Here is an 18,210-nt window from a genome sequence, read left to right on the forward strand (position 1 = left end):
AAGCCTTATCACCCGTTTAGCCAATCAGTGCATTTAACGTTGCACTTGGGCGCATCAAAGCTGCCGCCTTTTGGTCTTCTGGTGCGTAGTAACCACCAAGATCACCCGCTGGTCCTTGAGCTCCGTTTAATTCAGCCACAATTTGCCCTTCAAGCTCCGCCATCGAATGTGCTAACGGCGCAAATTCTGCCGCTAAATCAGCATCAGCCTCTTGCGCCGCAAGTGCTTGTGCCCAATAAAGCGCAAGATAAAAATGACTGCCTCGGTTATCCAACTCACCCACTTTGCGTGAAGGTGATTTGTTTTGATCCAAAAACTCGCCCGTTGCTTGATCCAACGCATCCGCTAGCACTTTCGCTTTCGCGTTGCCCGCTACCACGCTTAAATGTTCAAGAGATGCGGCTAGTGCGAGGAACTCGCCAAGAGAATCCCAACGCAGGTGGTTCTCTTTTTGTACCTGTTGAACATGCTTAGGCGCAGAGCCACCAGCCCCTGTTTCAAACAGACCACCGCCATTCATTAACGGTACAATAGACAGCATTTTTGCCGACGTTCCCAGCTCAAGAATCGGGAATAAATCAGTGAGGTAATCACGCAGAACGTTACCAGTGACAGAAATGGTATCAAGCCCCTCTTTAATGCGCTCTAATGAGAAGAGGCACGCATCAACTGGTGCCATGATACGAATATCAAGGCCGTCAGTATCAAAGTTTGGCAAGTAGGCATTAACTTTCTTAATCAGCTCGGCATCGTGCGCACGATCTTTGTCCAGCCAGAAAACCGCAGGAACCCCCGTTGCACGAGCTCGAGTGACAGCCAACTTAACCCAATCTTGGATTGGCGCATCTTTCACCTGACACATACGGAAAATGTCATCGGCTTCCACAGATTGCTCTAGCAAAATTGCCCCTTCGCTGCTTACGACCTGTACTGTCCCTGCTGCATCCAAAATGAAGGTTTTATCGTGTGAGCCATACTCTTCCGCTTTTTGCGCCATGAGACCCACATTCGGTACGCTACCCATAGTCGTGGGATCAAACGCGCCGTACTGTTTGCAAAAATCTATCACCGCCTGATAGATCCCCGCGTAGCTGCGATCTGGGATCATCGCTTTCGTGTCTTTTTGTTGACCATCAGGGCCCCACATTTGGCCCGATGAACGCAGCATAGCAGGCATAGACGCATCAACAATAATGTCACTTGGTACATGTAAATTAGTAATGCCGCGATCGGAATCCACCATCGCCAGTGGCGGCTGAGTTTGATAAACCGCCTCTAGCGCTGCTTTAATCTCGTTTTGCTGTGCTTCGGCTAAGTTCTCAATTTTGGCGTAAACATCACCAATACCGTTATTCACATCAACACCGAGCTCTTCAAACAAAGGGCCGTATTGGTCAAAAACATCTTTGTAATACACTTTGACCGCATGACCAAAAATCACAGGGTCTGATACCTTCATCATCGTTGCTTTCATATGCAGCGATAACAGAACATCTTGCGACTTTGCATCCGCAATTTCTTGCTCAAAAAACGCGACTAGCGCATTTTTACTCATCACCGCAGTGTCGATGACTTCTTTCTCTTGCAGTGGGAAATCTGACTTTAATACGCTTCGCGCACCATCTTGAGCAACAAACTCAATACGCACGTTGGTCGCAGTGTCTGTGGTCAGCGATTTTTCACTGCCAAAAAAGTCGTTATCACTCATGCTTGAAACATGCGACAGTGAATCGCTCGACCATGCGCCCATTGAGTGAGGATTTTTCTTCGCGTAATTTTTCACCGAAAGTGGCGCGCGACGGTCAGAGTTACCTTCACGAAGCACTGGATTCACAGCACTGCCTTTAATTTTGTCATACGTCGCTTTTACTGCGGCTTGCTCATCGGTTTTTGGCTCTTCTGGATAATCTGGCAGCGCATAACCTTTTTGTTGCAACTCTTTGATTGCCGCTTTTAGTTGCGGTATCGAGGCTGAGATGTTGGGCAGCTTAATGATGTTGGCTTCGGGTTGTTTTGCCAGTTCACCGAGTTCAGCTAATGCATCACCAATACGCTGATCTTGGGTTAAATATTCAGGAAAATTGGCGATAATTCGCCCAGCCAAGGAAATATCTCGCGTGTCGACATTGATGCCTGATGAGGCGGTAAATGACTGAATAATTGGAAGTAATGAATAGGTTGCTAACGCAGGGGCTTCATCGGTAATGGTATAAATAATGGTTGAATTTTCGGTAGGCATAAATGTCCCTATTTATCTGTGCTACTCAAACAACGTGTCTGTCTCCCCTTTCTGCGTCTTGCACAATGGCTTATCTGAGAATGAGTGCTTCGGCTGTATGGCATGACATACAGCTCGGTATGCCACAACAACGAGCAAGGTGCCCGTCAAACATAAGATACTCACTCCGGTAACGCTTGGGGATAAGACTTCCAGATTGATTTGGGTATAATTAAACAAATTTTGCTAAATAGTCTACACACTTTCTGTTTACTGGTGATTTGACTTCGCACATTTTTGTTAGTTTTCGCGAGCGCATCATAGCTTAAGCCGAGCGCTGAGAAAACCAATTGCCACACTTCATTTACATTTTTGCAAGGTACTTAACATGTCCTCTTTTTCCCGCAAAACAAATTCGCCGTCTAAGGCACCGCATTCCACTGCGAGAAAAAAACGACCAAACCCCAGAGGCAAAACGCCATCTCATGCTTCACAAAAACGTTCAATGCCACTTACCGCAGCAGAACGTAAGATCATCATTTTTAACAAGCCCTACGACACATTAAGTCAATTTACCGACGGTGATGGTCGTAAAACGTTAGCAGATTTCATTTCGGTGAAAGATGTCTACGCTGCGGGTCGCCTTGATCGAGACAGTGAGGGGCTACTGGTACTCACCAATGATGGTATTTTACAGGCAAGGCTCACCCAGCCGGGATCAAAATCGCCGAAAACCTATTGGGTTCAAGTAGAAGGTGCGCCAACAGAGGCGGACTTAGCACGTTTGCGTCAAGGTGTTGAGCTAAAAGATGGTATGACGCTACCAGCTAAAGTCACAATTATTGATGAGCCTTCCATTTGGCCACGCACGCCACCGGTTCGATTTCGCGCAGCGATTCCTACCACATGGTTAGCCATCACCATCATTGAGGGGCGTAATCGTCAAGTTCGCCGTATGACCGCGCACATTGGCTTTCCCACTCTGCGCTTGATTCGTTACTCGGTTGGCGACATTTCGCTCGGGAGCTTGCAACCGGGAGAATGGCAATTCCTATCTCCCCAAACAACTTGAAGATGCCGGTAGGCGACAAGCGAGGTGATTTAGCGAGAATCGCTGTCAATCTGAGTGAAGTCATTCTCGCTGACCCGCGCATCTTGAGGTTACTTGGGTATATTTGTGCTACCATCGCGCGGTCTTCACTAAGGTCCGTCTATGAGCACCCAAAAAATTCAAGCGTCGGTTCGCGCCAGTTACCAAAACCTGCAACACCAATTGGAAAATTTTGTTCCGCGGCGCGCACAAAACTATCTGGTTGCTGAAATCACCAAAACCTTGTGTGGCCAATACCATCCTAGCAATCGAATTTTAGTGGCTGAAGCTGGAACGGGGATCGGCAAATCGCTCTCCTATCTCATGGCGAGCATTCCGGTCGCTCTATTCAATAATAAAAAAGTGGTGATTTCGACGGCCACCGTCGCGCTGCAGGAGCAGTTGGTTAACAAAGACCTGCCACTTTTCCGCCGAATTAGTGATAAACCTTTCTCCTTTGGATTGGTCAAAGGCCGACAACGTTATTGCTGTAGCGAAAAATTGGCCGCGGCCAGTGGTGTCGATGGTGGGCAACTTGCCATGTTCGAGACCAAACCAAAGAAAAAAGATATTGAGCTTCTCGAAACACTTTATCAAAGTCTTGCTCAAGGAAAGTGGGATGGCGATCGCGACTCTTGGCCCAAACCAATTGATGACGCCATTTGGCAGCTTATCGTCAGTGATAAGCACAGTTGCAACAATAGCATGCCAGCGCATCGCCAATGTCCATTTCAAAAAGCCCGCGCCGAGCTAGACAAATTAGACGTCATTATCGCCAATCATAGCTTGGTGATGTCTGATGCGGATCTCGGCGGTGGCATTATTTTGCCGGAACCTGAGCAGACCTTATACATCTTTGATGAGGCGCACCACTTACCACAAGTGGCGCGAGATCACGCCTCTGCGGCCGCAAGTTTAAAAGGTGCAGCAGCGTGGCTTGAACGCTTAAACCAAGCCACGAGCAAATTTGCGGGTTTGGCCGATGAAAAACGGGTGGGTCGATTTCGAAATGAGCTGCAAGATGCCGTCAGCCAATTGATCCCTTCACTGTCGCAGCTCAGCAAGCAATTTGACCCAGCGCAATTTGATGACGGAATCTACCGTTTCGAACACGGTGAATTGCCGGAATGGCTTGAGCAACAGGCAAAAGAGCTGAAACAAACCAGCCAAAAAGCCAGTCAGGCAGTGGCAAAAATTGCCGATCTCATTGCTGAGCGCGTCAAAGACGGTGAATTGGCACCGAGACTGGCAGAGCCTGCTCTCGCTGAACTCGGTTTTTATATTCAACGTACCGAAAATTTAGCGCAAGTGTGGAAGTTGATGGCTGAGCCCACACGAGAAAAAGGCGCGCCACTTGCCCGTTGGCTGGAAAAACACCCAGATCGTGAAGGTGATGTGATTGTTGCGGTCGCACCACTGGAAATTGGCTGGCAGCTCGACAAGCAGTTGTGGAGTCGGTGCGTTGGCGCCATTTTAGTCTCTGCGACGTTACGCGCCCTGAATTCATTTCACTATTTTTGCATGCAAGCTGGCATCGATATGCGAGAAGGTGAAGGCACACAGTTTTTGGCCCTTGCTTCGCCATTTGATTATGCCAATCAGGCAGAGTTAATTGTGCCGCCAATGCGCCATGAACCACAAGCAGCACAATTTACAGAATATCTTATCGAAATTTTGCCTAACCATTTAAAAGACAAAGAGGCTAACTTAGTTTTATTCTCTTCTTACTGGCAAATGAACCAAGTGGCTAAGGCGTTAGAAACAACGTTTATAAAACAAGGTTGGGCCTTGCAAGTGCAGGGTGAAACATCACGGACTGAAATACTCAAAAAGCATCGAAAACTGGTTGAAGCTGGCAAAACAAGTGTGCTGTTTGGAACCGGAAGCTTTTCAGAAGGGCTGGATTTGCCAGGGGATTTGCTCACCAACTTAGTGATAACAAAAATTCCCTTTGGCGTACCAACCTCCCCAGTGGAACAAGCGCACTCAGAATATATCGAGCGCCAAGGTGGTAACCCGTTTATGCAAATTACCGTTCCAGAAGCGAGTAAAAAGCTGATTCAAGCGGTGGGAAGACTGCTTCGCAAGGAACGAGACAGCGGTACCGTCACCATACTCGACAGACGTCTTGTCACTAAACGGTATGGTCAGTCACTGCTCAATGCGCTACCACCGTTTAAACGGACCATTAATTAAGTCAGTGTCGACAATTGAGATCATAACTAGAAGAATACGAATGGATTTACTTGAACCCTCTGTGGTGATCATTTTAGCGCTTATTGCCTTTGTGGCTGGTTTTATCGATGCCGTCGCTGGCGGCGGCGGCATGTTAACGGTTCCGACCCTACTCTCTATCGGATTGCCACCTCACATGGCATTAGGCACCAATAAAGTGGCCGCAACGTTTGCCTCATCTACCGCGGCTTGGGCTTATTATCGTAAACGGCTTTTTCGTCCACGTTACTGGGGCCGTGCGTTTGCAGCCACGTTTATTGGTGCCGTATTAGGCGCCCTCGTGGTCGACCGAATTTCAACACAGTGGCTAGAAAAAGTGCTTCCGTTAATCATTCTAGCCGCGGCACTCTATACCATCTTGCATAAAACACCGGTTAATGAAAAAGAGACGTTGCCAACCCAATGCAAAACCCTGCGCTACAAACAGATGCTACAAGGACTTTCGCTCGGGTTTTACGACGGTCTAGCAGGTCCTGGCACGGGTGCGTTTTGGACAGTAAGTTCAATGGCGTTATATCGACTCAATATTTTGCTTGCCTCTGGCCTTGCAAAAGCAATGAACTTTACCAGTAATTTTACTGCACTTGGGATGTTTGCCGTATTGGGCCACATTAATTGGCTGATAGGTTTAACCATGGGCGTGTGTCTGATGGCGGGCGCTTGGGTCGGCGCCCATTCAGCAATTCGCTTTGGCGCAGCATTTATTCGGCCCGTTTTTGTTACTGTGGTAAGCTTATTAGCAATCAAATTGGCGTATCAAGCGTGGTTTTAATTCGATGAATCTCAATCAACTGGCATTAAAGCTTGATGAATTAGCAGCACAAGCGGCTCAACTTGATCGTCGTCGCGGTGAACAAGTTCGCGGGCTCTTTGATGAAAGGTTGTTCCATTGCCAATCCCAGCTTCTGATGCCGTGTGTTGATGAGACCCGCGCCACCTTCAATACACTCAAGCGCGAACAAGAGTGCGGCCGTTTAACTGCAATGCGCGCTGAATATCTGACTGAGCGTTTACTCGCACAAATCAGCGCCATTCAGCGAGAATTGGCAACCGTGCCTTTACGCAACAAAGTAAAGCATATAGGCGCTGTAACGCAAAAGCCGATTAACGTTCTTTATCAAGAGCTTGCACAGCATTCCGAGTGGGCACGGCGTCTCCAGCAGATGGTTTGGGAACAGCAACAAGCACTAAACAGTGCTTCAGCACTGGAACGTGCAGAGCGCCAAAAAACACTTCTCGCCACAGAGCAGCGCCTGATCCGCTGCAAAGCTGCGTTGGATAAAATCGAAAATCAAATCACCTATCGTGAAAGGCACTCCTCATGAGCCAACCAACCGTTTCCCTTGAAAATGCATCGGATGAGATTAAATTAGCGGTTGATCTCATCTATCTTCTTGAAACACATCAAATAGATCCTAACACCGCATTGGCGGCGCTAGAGATCGTTAAACAAGATTTACAGCGCCAGCTCGAGGCGCCCAATCAACCTCATACTCCGTCTTAACGATTCATAAACCGAAAGGACATCGAATGAAAATCATTAGCTTTAATATCAATGGACTGCGTGCTCGCCTTCCTCAGCTACAAGCACTGATCGATAAACACCAGCCCGATGTTATTGGTCTGCAAGAGATCAAAGTTCATGATGAAGCGTTTCCACGCGAAGAGGTGGAAGCCATGGGATATCAAGTCTACTTTCACGGGCAAAAAGCGCATTATGGCGTTGCCATTTTATGTAAACAAACGCCGCTCTCGGTGCAACGTGGTTTTCCAACCGATACCGATGAACATCAAAAGCGCATGATTATGGCGACGTTTTTAGACAAAAGCGGCGAGCATGTCACTGTAATGAATGGGTATTTCCCTCAAGGTGATAACATTCATCATGAAACAAAATTTCCTTACAAAAGACAATTTTATCAAGATTTGATGGGCTACCTTGACCAATACCACCAAAACGATGAACGGCTTGTAGTCATGGGAGACATTAACATCAGCCCGACCGATGCCGATATTGGTATTGGTGAGCCGAATCGTAAACGCTGGCTCAAAACCGGAAAATGCTCCTTTCAGCCAGAGGAGAGAGAATGGTTACAGCGTTTGTTGGATTGGGGTTTTGTCGACACCTTCCGTGCCCAACACCCTGAAGTCACCGACCAGTTTTCGTGGTTTGATTATCGCTCTAAAGGGTTTGATGACAACCGTGGCCTGCGCATTGACGTTATTTTGGCCACGCCACCGCTGGCAAATTTGTGCGTCGACACGGGCATTGACTATGAGCTTCGCGGCGCGGAAAAACCTTCTGATCACGCGCCAATTTGGAGTGAGTTTAGCAACTAAGCTGCTAGCCAGTTAAGTTATTCTCAACACAGTGTTGCCCCAAGCACAATGCTGCCCTAGCGACCAAAGTGGTTAGGCGTAATCTCAAAACTAAAATAGTTCTCGGCGATCTCTTGATAGATCGCCTTTTTATTCAATTGATTAAGGGCGTTATCAAGAGCGTGCTTGAGTGCAGCATCGTTTTTACGCACCCCGATGCCAAAGCCCTCGCCAAACCACGTTGTCTCAGTTAACCAGGGTCCGATAAAGTGAAATTGGTGACCCATCGGCTGGTTGAGGATCGTCTGCGCCAGTACTTGAGCGTCACCAAGTAGAACATCCACCTTGCCCTCAATAAGCGCATCACGGGCTTCATCAAAGGTATTGAAGCGGACCACAGTGATGGCTTTGTTTTGCTCACCATACTCCTCGGCTTCTTTTGTGGCCCCCTCAATCAAAGGACGGCCACTCTCACTCGCAGACCAATAATTATCGCGTAAATACGCGTCGTGGGTGGTTCCGCTTTGCACCCCGACTTTCGCATTCGCCAGATTGCCAATGCTTATGTTCATTGATTTGGTTGCGACAAATCGACTTGGGATCTGCGCGTAAGCTTGACTAAATGCGATACGCTCTTTTCGCGAAGCGGTGATGGACATTGCCGCAATGATGGCGTCATATTCATGATTAATCAGGCCTGGTATCAATTGCGGCCAGCGCCGCACTTCAAAACGGCAATTCACTTGCATTTCATCGCACAGCGCCCTGGCAAGATCGATATCAAAGCCCCTCAGTGAACCATCGACTTCTTGCCAGCTAAAGGGCGGATATCTACCATCGACACCAAAGCGCACCGTTTTTGTTTCTGCAATGGCAAAGGAAGACGTGAAAACAGCGCTGAAGATAAAGAAAAAAAGCGCCACTCTGTACCATGTGACAATAGCATTAGCGCAACTTAAACCTTGCATCTTCTGAGAATAAAAACTCATTTTACTATCAACGCTCTTTTTCATACGGCACCCTATTCGATCAAATAGTGACAAATTACAATGTGATCAAGGCTTAGTTCGGTAGCCCTCAGCTAAGGATAGGTTGCAGTGAAATATATGCCAGTTAACCCTCGGAATGGCGTAGAAAAAAGCCCCAGAGGTGGAGCTTTTGAAGGAAAATTATTAAGCAGCGTTATCCAATTACTGCTCTCTTGATAACGCGAAAGAGCGGGTTTTATGGTGTGCTGCATTCAATTGAAAACGCTGCCCTTCTTCAAGAATCAATCCATGAGAGTCTGTTTCCGGACTAGGTCGATCACTACTATCAAATTGGTCCATAAATAGGCGTGGATCTAGCGCGGTCGTTGTTTCACTAAACCAATAATCTTGCTTTAGTTTTGCGGCTGTCAAATCAACAGAATCAAAATCTTCCACCATAGGAACAACGAGCTTCTGCGTTGGTAATGAATAAATAGTATGCAGGCTTAAGCCATCGGAGCCGGCATCCGGATGTAGACTGATTCGCTGTAAACCGAAATCTGACGTGCCAATAGTGATGCTATTTTGCATATCGATAACAAGCGCGCCATTCGATTGGTTACTATACAAAGCAGAAGCATTTGCTAATGAAGCCACGTCAAATAGATCGCCTTCATCAAGTGAAGCATTCCACGTATCATCTAGAGCAAAATTAAGTGTTGCAGACCACGACTCGGCAGGAATACCTACCGCACTAACAAACCATGTTTCTGCCGATTTTTTCTCAAGTGGACGATAATATTCCTCGGTTTTCGATGAAATATGTGTCAATACTTTGGCACTATCGCGATATACCACACCAACATCGACATCATCATAGATGACGTTACTCTGACTGCGAATAATTGGTTCCTTTTCGCCGGTATAAACCATATTCACTTTACCTGATGCCCAGTCTTCGTAACCGTATTGCACGAGGGACTCTTTATCCCCATCGCGATACTGAGTAATTGCAGTGATATCATTACCTAAGGCTTGAAAATCAGTTTTAGCTGTTATTTCTGGGGAGTTACCACCGGCTTCCGTTTCGATATTTGAAGTAAAGTAATATGGAAAAATGCCGACATCGTCAAAAGAGCCTTCAGGATCCAGTGCGTACTCCACGCCCGTTTTGTTAACCTCAGCCAAATTATTCGTTGCGGTTACACATTGTGCATTTCCTACCGGGTTAACTACGGTTAGCGTCATATTTTTGAACAGGCTCGAATTCGCCTCTAGGAAAGCGCGAGAAAATGACGTTGCGTAGTAATTAAAATTAACGTGCTCGACAACATTCACAAAGCCATTGGTTGGAACGTCCTCAAGAAAAAAACCAATACGCCCATCATTTAAAGCCAGCTCAGAGCCATCGATCACCTCGCCTGTTTCATCACTAAAATTAATGTAAATAAATGAATCAAGCGCATCACCAACTGGCTTTACCGTCAATACATCTGTCTCGACATCGGTTTCATCGCCATTGGTAATTTCCGTACGCTCACGTTCATAAATTTTACAGTTTGCCGCAGCCACCAAACTTTGCATCTCAGCTTTGACAAAGCTTAAATTAATCGCCGTTTTCGTGGGCGCTGGTGTACCACCACCGCCACTGCTGCCGCCACATCCGGCAAGTGCGGTTGAAATCAATACAGCCAGCGGCAAAAGCGTCAAATTCTTCATTATCTCTTCCTGAAACGGCAAATGCTCGCCGCGTATTTGTGAATTATGAGCGATTAGAAGCAATTTTTACGCCAAATATTACACTGCACTCGTTACTCGTCGCGACACTGCAAAAATGCCAACGACTTGATTTTGTTGTCACATCACCAAAATGAATGAAAATTACTTGTTTTATTCAATATGAAATACTGTATGTAACGCATTTTGATGCTTTGACGCAAAAAAACCAATGATACCAGTAACATCCTGTAGTTTTATTTCACACATCTTCTTAAAATGATCTAAATCAATCATCGTGTTTTGGAGAGTTGTTAGACTCGCGCACAAAGCGTTTTGAGGGCAATGCCTCACCGGGTCTCACACTTTTGTCAACGTCCGCTATCAACGTTAACAAGTTTTTCATCTGTCCTGACCCACGTTTTCGACACTACGTCGCTCAACGCAAACGCATTTATCCAGAATTGTTTTTTTCTTTATACAAGAGGTCTCTATGACAGACGCAGTTAATCAAGCGCCGCTTGATTCAGATGTCGAATCAGACGGCAAAAGCTATCGTGAGCTGCACCGTCCGGCGTCAGAATTTGCTAGCCGTTCCGATTATTTGGATCATGAACTTCAAATTATGAAACCACGTCGTTTCGGTTTGAACTTACCTGGTCGTGATTTCCGCTTTGAGCTTGAAGATTTAGTACCAGCTCTAGCCGGTACTATCGGCATTATCGCGATGTATTCTGCGGTAATGATGTCATGGGCTGAGGGTCTCACTCAGGCATGGGATCACATCAATTTGGGTAAAGAGTTTGCGATTGAAGTAGCTCGTGTAGAAATGCTGATCCCAGCGTTGCTATTCTGCGTTCTTGCCTCTGGTTTTATCAACCCGAAAGCGAACCTTGCCGGTAACCACGGTCCGATGATTCCGCTTATCGCAACTATCGCGTTAGCGGGTGCTCACCCTCTTGCGTTAGCCATTTTGATTGGTGTGTTTGGCCTGCTTCTCAGCTTCTTAAAAGGTGGCTCAAAGCTGGTTAACCTGACATCAGAAGGGACTGCTGGTGGCTTGCTTATCTTCTTAGGTTTAACGGGTACCGTCAGCCAAATCACGTCCATTCAAGAGTGGGCAGTTGGTTTGCAATCGTCTACCGTTGAAGCGGGCAGCATGGGTTATGTCGGTCTTATCGTCTTGGCAGTGACTATCGCGCTTTACGCGTATCTTGCTAAGGTCAACAAACGCTGGCTTGCTATTCCTGTGTGTGCGTTCACTGGCCTTGCAATCGCCTTAGCGCTTGGCGCAGGTTTTGACATCAAGTTTGTTACCGAAACCGGCCTACCGAACCTAAACCCAGTTTACTGGTGGGGCAGCACAGAAGAAGGTTGGATGCTAGGTCTTCCTAACATGGAACACTTCATCGCATCACTACCGTTTGCAATCCTAGCAGTCGCGATGTGGTCTCCTGACTTCTTAGGTCACCGTATCTTCCAAGAACTGAACTACCCGAAAAAGACCGAAAACGTTCTTATGGACGTCGACGATACCATGACCATGTGTTCAATTCGTCAAATGGTCGGTACAGCAGTGGGTGGTGGTAACATCACATCATCTTGGGGGACCTACATGATCCCAGCTGCAATCGCAAAACGCCCAATTCCAGGTGGCGCAATCTTGCTTGGCTTGCTGGTTATGACGGTTGCGATCCTTGGCTTCCCTATGGATATTGCTGTATGGCCGCCAGTGATGCGTGTAGCTCTGCTAGTAGGTGTTTCACTGCCGCTACTAGAAGCGGGTATGCAAATGGTGAAAGATTCTAAGGATTCACAAGCTGCCGGTATCTGTATCTTCGGTTCAGCGGTAGTTAACCCAGTACTTGCTTGGGCACTTACCATGCTACTCGACAACAACGGTCTTATCGGTGACAAAGAGCGTGCTTCACGTCTATCCTTTGTGGATAAAATCGTGATCCCTGTGGGCGTGCTTGTTATCTGTTTGGTTGCTATGCTTGCTGTCGGCATGCTGGAAGACCAATACGGTCTAACCGCTTGGTTATAAGCCTAACAACATGACAAAGGGTAGCGACATCGCTACCCTTTTTGTTTTCAGCAATTGTTTAAGGTTTATTGATTTAGTTTAATGTTTGCAGAAAATTTTTAGAATATGCTTGACGACGCACTGGCAAATAACCATATTACGCACAGTGATAATATCTATGTGCATTTGATGAAATAGTGTCCATAGATATCGTTTTTTATTTGTGTACTGAGATGCCCCCACAAGGGCACTTGCGTAACAGCAACTCAGTGCGGTTTTTTTCTACTATCTAAAGGTAGGTATGTCATGGCAGAGCAATTTGCTAAAGCTTGGGAAGGATTTGCTGGCGGCGACTGGCAAAACGAAGTTAACGTTCGTGATTTCATTCAGAAAAACTACACGCCTTATGAAGGTGATGAATCTTTCCTAGTGTCTGAAGGTACTGAAGCGACTAACAAGCTTTGGGCTAAGGTAATGGAAGGTATCAAGATCGAGAACTCAACTCACGCACCAGTTGATTTCGATACTGACCTTATCTCTACCATCACTGCTCACGATGCAGGCTACATCGAGAAAGATCTAGAAACTATCGTTGGTCTACAAACAGACAAGCCTCTAAAACGTGCAATCATCCCTAACGGTGGTATTCGTATGGTTGAGGGTTCTTGCAAAGCGTATAACCGCGAGCTAGACCCACAAATCTCTAAGATTTACTCTGAATACCGTAAAACGCACAACGCGGGCGTTTTTGATATCTACACTCCTGATATCCTTGCATGCCGTAAATCTGGCGTACTGACTGGTCTTCCTGACGCGTACGGCCGTGGTCGTATCATTGGTGACTACCGTCGTGTTGCTCTATACGGTATCGACTTCCTAATGAAAGACAAACTGGCTCAATTCAAGTCGCTACAGGCGCGTTTTGAGAACGGTGAAGATCTTCAAATGACGATGCAGCTTCGCGAAGAGATCGCTGAGCAACACCGTGCACTAGGCCAAATGAAAGTGATGGCAGCGAAATATGGCTGTGACATCTCTCGCCCAGCAGAAACCGCCCAAGAAGCAATCCAATGGACTTACTTCGGTTACCTAGCAGCGGTTAAATCTCAAAACGGCGCAGCGATGTCTCTAGGCCGTACTTCTACGTTCCTAGATATCTACATCGAGCGTGATATCGCTGAAGGCAAGATCACTGAAGTAGACGCTCAGGAAATGATCGACCACTTCGTAATGAAACTACGCATGGTTCGTTTCCTACGTACACCTGAGTACGATGACCTATTCTCTGGCGACCCAATTTGGGCAACAGAATCTATGGGTGGTATGGGTCTTGACGGTCGTACGCTAGTAACGCGTTCAAACTTCCGTTTCCTAAACTCGCTATACACCATGGGTCCTTCTCCAGAGCCAAACATCACTGTTCTTTGGTCTGAGCAGCTACCTGAAGGCTTCAAGAAGTTCTGTGCGAAAGTCTCTATCGATACTTCATCAATCCAGTACGAAAACGACGACCTAATGCGTCCAGATTTCGACAACGATGACTACGCAATCGCATGTTGTGTATCACCAATGGTTATTGGTAAACACATGCAGTTCTTCGGCGCTCGTGCAAACCTTGCTAAAACACTACTTTACGTAATCAACGGTGGTGTGGATGAGAAACTGAAGATCCAAGTGGGTCCTCAAATGCCTAAGATCACTGACGAAGTTCTCGACTTCGACGACGTATGGGGCAAACTAGACCACTTCATGGATTGGCTAGCGAAGCAATACGTGACTGCACTAAACAGCATTCACTTCATGCACGACAAGTACAGCTACGAAGCGGCACTAATGGCGCTACACGATCGTGACGTTCGTCGTACTATGGCTTGTGGTATTGCAGGTCTATCAGTGGCTGCTGACTCACTTTCTGCAATCAAATTTGCGAAAGTTAAACCAGTTCGTGACGAAGATGGCGTAGCAATCGACTTTGAAATCGAAGGCGACTACCCTAAATTCGGTAACAACGACGCTCGCGTAGATGACATCGCTTGTGAACTTGTTGAAGTATTCATGACGAAGATTCGTTCACTGAAAACTTACCGTGATGCAATCCCGACTCAGTCTATCCTAACTATCACTTCAAACGTGGTATACGGTAAGAAGACAGGTAACACGCCTGACGGTCGTCGCGCAGGTGCTCCTTTCGCACCAGGTGCTAACCCAATGCACGGCCGTGACGAAAAAGGTGCTGTAGCGTCTCTAACGTCTGTAGGTAAACTACCGTTTGCTCACGCTAAAGATGGTATCTCTTACACCTTCTCTATCGTACCTAACGCGCTAGGTAAAGATGAAGGTTCACAACGTGCGAACCTTGCAGGTCTAATGGATGGTTACTTCCACCACGAAGCTGGCATTGAAGGTGGTCAACACCTAAACGTTAACGTTCTTAACCGCGAAACTCTACTAGACGCAGTTAAGCACCCAGAGAAATACCCTCAGTTGACTATCCGTGTATCTGGATACGCGGTACGCTTTAACTCGCTAACTGCAGAGCAGCAAGCTGACGTTATCGCACGTACGTTCACTGAATCTCTATAATCACTTTAACGTGATATACCAAGGCCAGCGTTTGCTGGCCTTTTTTCATTATGCTACTCGCACTATTCTGGTGAGCACCTCACAAAACCTCCATAACCGATGAGAATATCAATTGGTAAATCGACACGTTGCGATTAAAATGCGTAAAAAAATTGGCAACTCATGAAAAAATCTCTATTTTTCGCGGCAGCACTCACTGCATCATCTGTATTCGCATCACCGCAAGCCACCTTCTCTTTTAACCTCGACAATGATGGTATTTTTGGCGTCGATAAAGATTATACCAATGGGGTCTTTTTCGCTTACGCAAGCCCAGCACTCTCTGCCGATAATCAATGGTTCTTATCTCAAAGCACCAATGACGTGTCATCGGTCGACAAATTCCAACTCTCGATTGGTCATAAGATGTGGACACCAAAAACCATCGAGTCTGCTGAACCGATTTCCGGCGAGCGTCCCTATACAGGCTTATTACATCTCGATGCGAGCTACAGCAGTCAGATTGAAGGTCAAACGATACGCTACAGTGCAATGCTTGGTACGACCGGCGAAAATGCGTTTTCTGAAGAAGCACAAAAATTGGTCCACAGCATCACCGGCTCTCCAGAGCCTCAAGGCTGGGATCATCAGACAGAAAATACCGTGGTGGCCGCTTTAGGTTATCAACGGTTTGATCGTTTAATGCACGGCCTAACGGTAAATCAAAACGAGTGGGAAGTGAGCAATCTTTTTGATGCGACCGCAGGTAACTTTCGCAGTGACATTGCAACTGGTGTGATGGTTCGATTTGGTCGTCAGCTTCAAAGCAGTTTAGGCGCGGCGCAAATTAACAGTGAAAACCCGTTTAACCCCGCAATGCTTGGGCTTGAGCGCCAAGGGTGGTTTGTCTTTGCTGGCATAAAAGGTCGCTATCGCTTTAACGATTTGAGCATTGAAGGTGACCGCAATAATTTGCCTCATCCTAAGTCTGCTTATCAGGTGACATTACAGCCGTGGCAGAGTGAATTTTCATTAGGAGGCACTTGGTATCAAGCGCAATATGGGCTCTCTTTTGCTCTAACCGCACGCACCTCTGATTTTAAAGAGAGTCATTCGCGCGGTAATGCAAACGGCTCTGTTTCTGCGTTCATGTTCTTTTAAGCCCCTGAGCTGGGTGATGAGGTGTGAAAGCCCTCACCCTCTAGTTTGTAACGCAAGGCATTACAACTTCTCACCTTAATGGAATGCGTTTGTGCGTTCCATTACCCTGTTTTCGATCTGGTTTTTGTAATAAAATAACTGCAAAATTTTTGCATAATTTGAGAGTTACCATGTCAACAACAGGTCGCATTCATTCGTTTGAATCTTGCGGTACGGTCGATGGACCGGGGATCCGCTTCATCGTTTTCTTGCAGGGCTGTTTAATGCGCTGCATGTACTGCCATAATCGCGATACTTGGGACACTCATGAAGGAAAGCAGGTCACGGTTGATGAGATCATTAATGAAGCGAAATCATACCGTCATTTTATGAATGCCTCCGGTGGCGGTGTCACTTGTTCTGGTGGCGAGGCGTTGCTTCAACCCGAATTTGTTCGTGACTTTTTCCGTGCAGCGCAAGCACAAGGCATTCATACTTGTCTTGATACTAATGGCTATGTTCGCAAGCATAGCGAGGTCATTGATGAGGTGCTTGAGGCAACTGATCTAGTAATGCTGGACATCAAGCAGATGAAAGAAGATGTCCACAAAATTTTCATTGGCGTCTCAAATAAACGAGTGCTCGATTTCGCGCGGTACTTACATAAAATCGGCCAAAAAACATGGCTTCGTTATGTCATTGTACCCGGTTATACCGATGACGATGAAAGTGCTCATCTGCTTGGTCAATTCATTCAAGATATGGAGAATATCGAGAAAATTGAGTTGCTGCCCTACCATAAATTGGGCGCACATAAGTGGACAGCAATGGGACAAGACTACCCACTTGAAGGCGTAAATCCGCCTTCAAAAGAGACAATGGATCGCATTGTCGGCATTCTAGAGCAATACCACAGTAACGTAAAATACTGAGGCGTCTCAATCTAGGGTAGCCAATCATAACTGCCTATCTGAATCATCAAAACCAGTCTCGCGCTGGTTTTTTTTCAACTATACCCAAACAGCTTGAAGTGACAGGTCCGCGGCAAACGAGCAAAACCTCTGAGCACTTCGTGCACAGAGATAAACTATGTGATGAAGTTAGTGAGCGCTAGCCTCTTACTTTTTAACGAAAAGCACTGTAACTTCAAGTAAGGAGTGTCTATACCCAAGTAACCTCAAGATAGAGAGATTGACGATGACGCTATCATTTATCACCTTCATTGAAATTGGATTGGTCATTTTTTTTGTGATGGTAGCGTGGCCCGATTTTCGCGTTAATGCATTAAAGAAATTTCGCCAAGATCCCCCTTTCTTGCATGTGACGGTTTTAATCATTGGTCTTATATTTGCCTTGTGGCAAATGAATGCAGGGCTGCGTAACGGTTTAGCCATCCATTTTCTTGGTTTGACCACATTAAGCCTTATGTACGGTTGGCGTGTTGCCTACTTACTGACCTTGCCGATTTTTGTTGCCTTATGGTGGACTGGCGATCTCACCTTGAACCAAGTTCCAGGTGCTATCTTACTTTCCGGACTTTTCCCCATCGGCCTAAGCTACGCTATTTTTGCTTTGAGCTACCACAAACTACCCAAGCATCTCTTTGTCTTCATCTTTGTTGCCGGCTTTTTCAATGCGGCTCTGACAGGCTCTCTGCACATTTTGGCGAAAGGGTTTTATGAATATGCATTGGGCATCCATGATTGGTACCTCTTAGCGCATCAATATTTCTCTTTAATCCCATTGCTTGCCTTTCCAGAGGGTCTACTCAACGGTATGGCACTGACTTTACTTTGCGTGCTAAAACCTGACTGGTTGCGCTGTTTTTCAGACCACGATTATCTTTATCATGCACCTAGGAAATGACTCACAAAATCATCACGTTAACAGACACAAAATGACATATTTCAACTTATTGCAACATAACAGGGGTGAG

The 18,210-nt window shown here is 46.5% G+C and carries 14 protein-coding genes; 11 read left to right on the forward strand and 3 right to left on the reverse strand.

Annotated features, from left to right (window positions below; all coding sequences use genetic code 11):
* Window positions 1–16: 16 nt before the first annotated feature.
* Complete coding sequence (locus HGP28_RS00260) at window positions 17–2,239, reverse strand: NADP-dependent isocitrate dehydrogenase (RefSeq protein ID WP_168834430.1); 2,223 nt, start codon at window positions 2,237–2,239, stop codon at window positions 17–19.
* A 367-nt stretch (window positions 2,240–2,606) separates the two neighbouring features.
* Between HGP28_RS00260 and HGP28_RS00265 the strand changes: the two genes are divergently transcribed.
* The 6 genes from HGP28_RS00265 (at window position 2,607) to xthA (ending at window position 7,883) form a co-directional block, all read left to right on the forward strand.
* A complete protein-coding gene (locus HGP28_RS00265) occupies window positions 2,607–3,290 on the forward strand; it encodes a pseudouridine synthase (protein WP_211091829.1) in 684 nt (227 codons plus the stop codon).
* A 141-nt stretch (window positions 3,291–3,431) separates the two neighbouring features.
* Window positions 3,432–5,504, forward strand: a complete 2,073-nt coding sequence (dinG, locus tag HGP28_RS00270) for an ATP-dependent DNA helicase DinG (RefSeq protein WP_168834431.1) — start codon at window positions 3,432–3,434, stop codon at window positions 5,502–5,504.
* Window positions 5,505–5,544: 40 nt separating this feature from the next.
* Window positions 5,545–6,315 carry a sulfite exporter TauE/SafE family protein gene (locus HGP28_RS00275; protein WP_168834432.1) on the forward strand — a complete coding sequence of 257 codons (771 nt, stop codon included), beginning with the start codon at window positions 5,545–5,547 and terminating at the stop codon, window positions 6,313–6,315.
* Between the two features lie 4 nt (window positions 6,316–6,319).
* Window positions 6,320–6,868, forward strand: coding sequence for a primosomal replication protein PriC (priC, locus tag HGP28_RS00280; protein WP_168834433.1), 549 nt, complete (start codon window positions 6,320–6,322; stop codon window positions 6,866–6,868).
* Complete coding sequence (gene rsmS / locus HGP28_RS00285) at window positions 6,865–7,047, forward strand: pleiotropic regulatory protein RsmS (protein WP_168834434.1); 183 nt, start codon at window positions 6,865–6,867, stop codon at window positions 7,045–7,047. Before priC ends, rsmS begins: the two co-directional genes overlap by 4 nt.
* Before the next feature lie 26 nt (window positions 7,048–7,073).
* Window positions 7,074–7,883, forward strand: a complete 810-nt coding sequence (gene xthA / locus HGP28_RS00290) for an exodeoxyribonuclease III (protein WP_168834435.1) — start codon at window positions 7,074–7,076, stop codon at window positions 7,881–7,883.
* Between the two features lie 56 nt (window positions 7,884–7,939).
* On the opposite strand, the gene HGP28_RS00295 is transcribed toward xthA, so the two are convergent.
* Both HGP28_RS00295 and HGP28_RS00300 read right to left on the reverse strand, forming a co-directional pair.
* Window positions 7,940–8,875 carry a transporter substrate-binding domain-containing protein gene (locus tag HGP28_RS00295; protein WP_246225494.1) on the reverse strand — a complete coding sequence of 312 codons (936 nt, stop codon included), beginning with the start codon at window positions 8,873–8,875 and terminating at the stop codon, window positions 7,940–7,942.
* 177 nt (window positions 8,876–9,052) lie between these two features.
* Entirely contained in the window at window positions 9,053–10,549 is a 1,497-nt protein-coding gene (locus tag HGP28_RS00300) for a hypothetical protein (protein ID WP_168834436.1), read from the reverse strand.
* 490 nt (window positions 10,550–11,039) lie between these two features.
* On the opposite strand from HGP28_RS00300, the gene HGP28_RS00305 reads away from it, so the two are divergent.
* The 5 genes from HGP28_RS00305 to HGP28_RS00325 all read left to right on the forward strand — a co-directional run bounded on the left by HGP28_RS00305 (window position 11,040) and on the right by HGP28_RS00325 (window position 18,140).
* Complete coding sequence (locus HGP28_RS00305; RefSeq protein ID WP_168834437.1) at window positions 11,040–12,593, forward strand: DUF3360 family protein; 1,554 nt, start codon at window positions 11,040–11,042, stop codon at window positions 12,591–12,593.
* Between the two features lie 285 nt (window positions 12,594–12,878).
* Complete coding sequence (pflB, locus tag HGP28_RS00310) at window positions 12,879–15,155, forward strand: formate C-acetyltransferase (protein WP_168834438.1); 2,277 nt, start codon at window positions 12,879–12,881, stop codon at window positions 15,153–15,155.
* 162 nt (window positions 15,156–15,317) lie between these two features.
* Complete coding sequence (locus tag HGP28_RS00315) at window positions 15,318–16,295, forward strand: lipid A deacylase LpxR family protein (RefSeq protein ID WP_168834439.1); 978 nt, start codon at window positions 15,318–15,320, stop codon at window positions 16,293–16,295.
* A 170-nt stretch (window positions 16,296–16,465) separates the two neighbouring features.
* Window positions 16,466–17,206: a pyruvate formate lyase 1-activating protein gene (gene pflA, locus HGP28_RS00320; protein ID WP_168834440.1), complete on the forward strand. Its 741-nt coding sequence runs from the start codon at window positions 16,466–16,468 to the stop codon at window positions 17,204–17,206.
* A 265-nt stretch (window positions 17,207–17,471) separates the two neighbouring features.
* Window positions 17,472–18,140 carry an energy-coupling factor ABC transporter permease gene (locus tag HGP28_RS00325; RefSeq protein ID WP_168834441.1) on the forward strand — a complete coding sequence of 223 codons (669 nt, stop codon included), beginning with the start codon at window positions 17,472–17,474 and terminating at the stop codon, window positions 18,138–18,140.
* Window positions 18,141–18,210: the final 70 nt, after the last annotated feature.

This window comes from Vibrio agarilyticus, assembly GCF_012641465.1.
GTDB lineage: Bacteria > Pseudomonadota > Gammaproteobacteria > Enterobacterales > Vibrionaceae > Vibrio > Vibrio agarilyticus.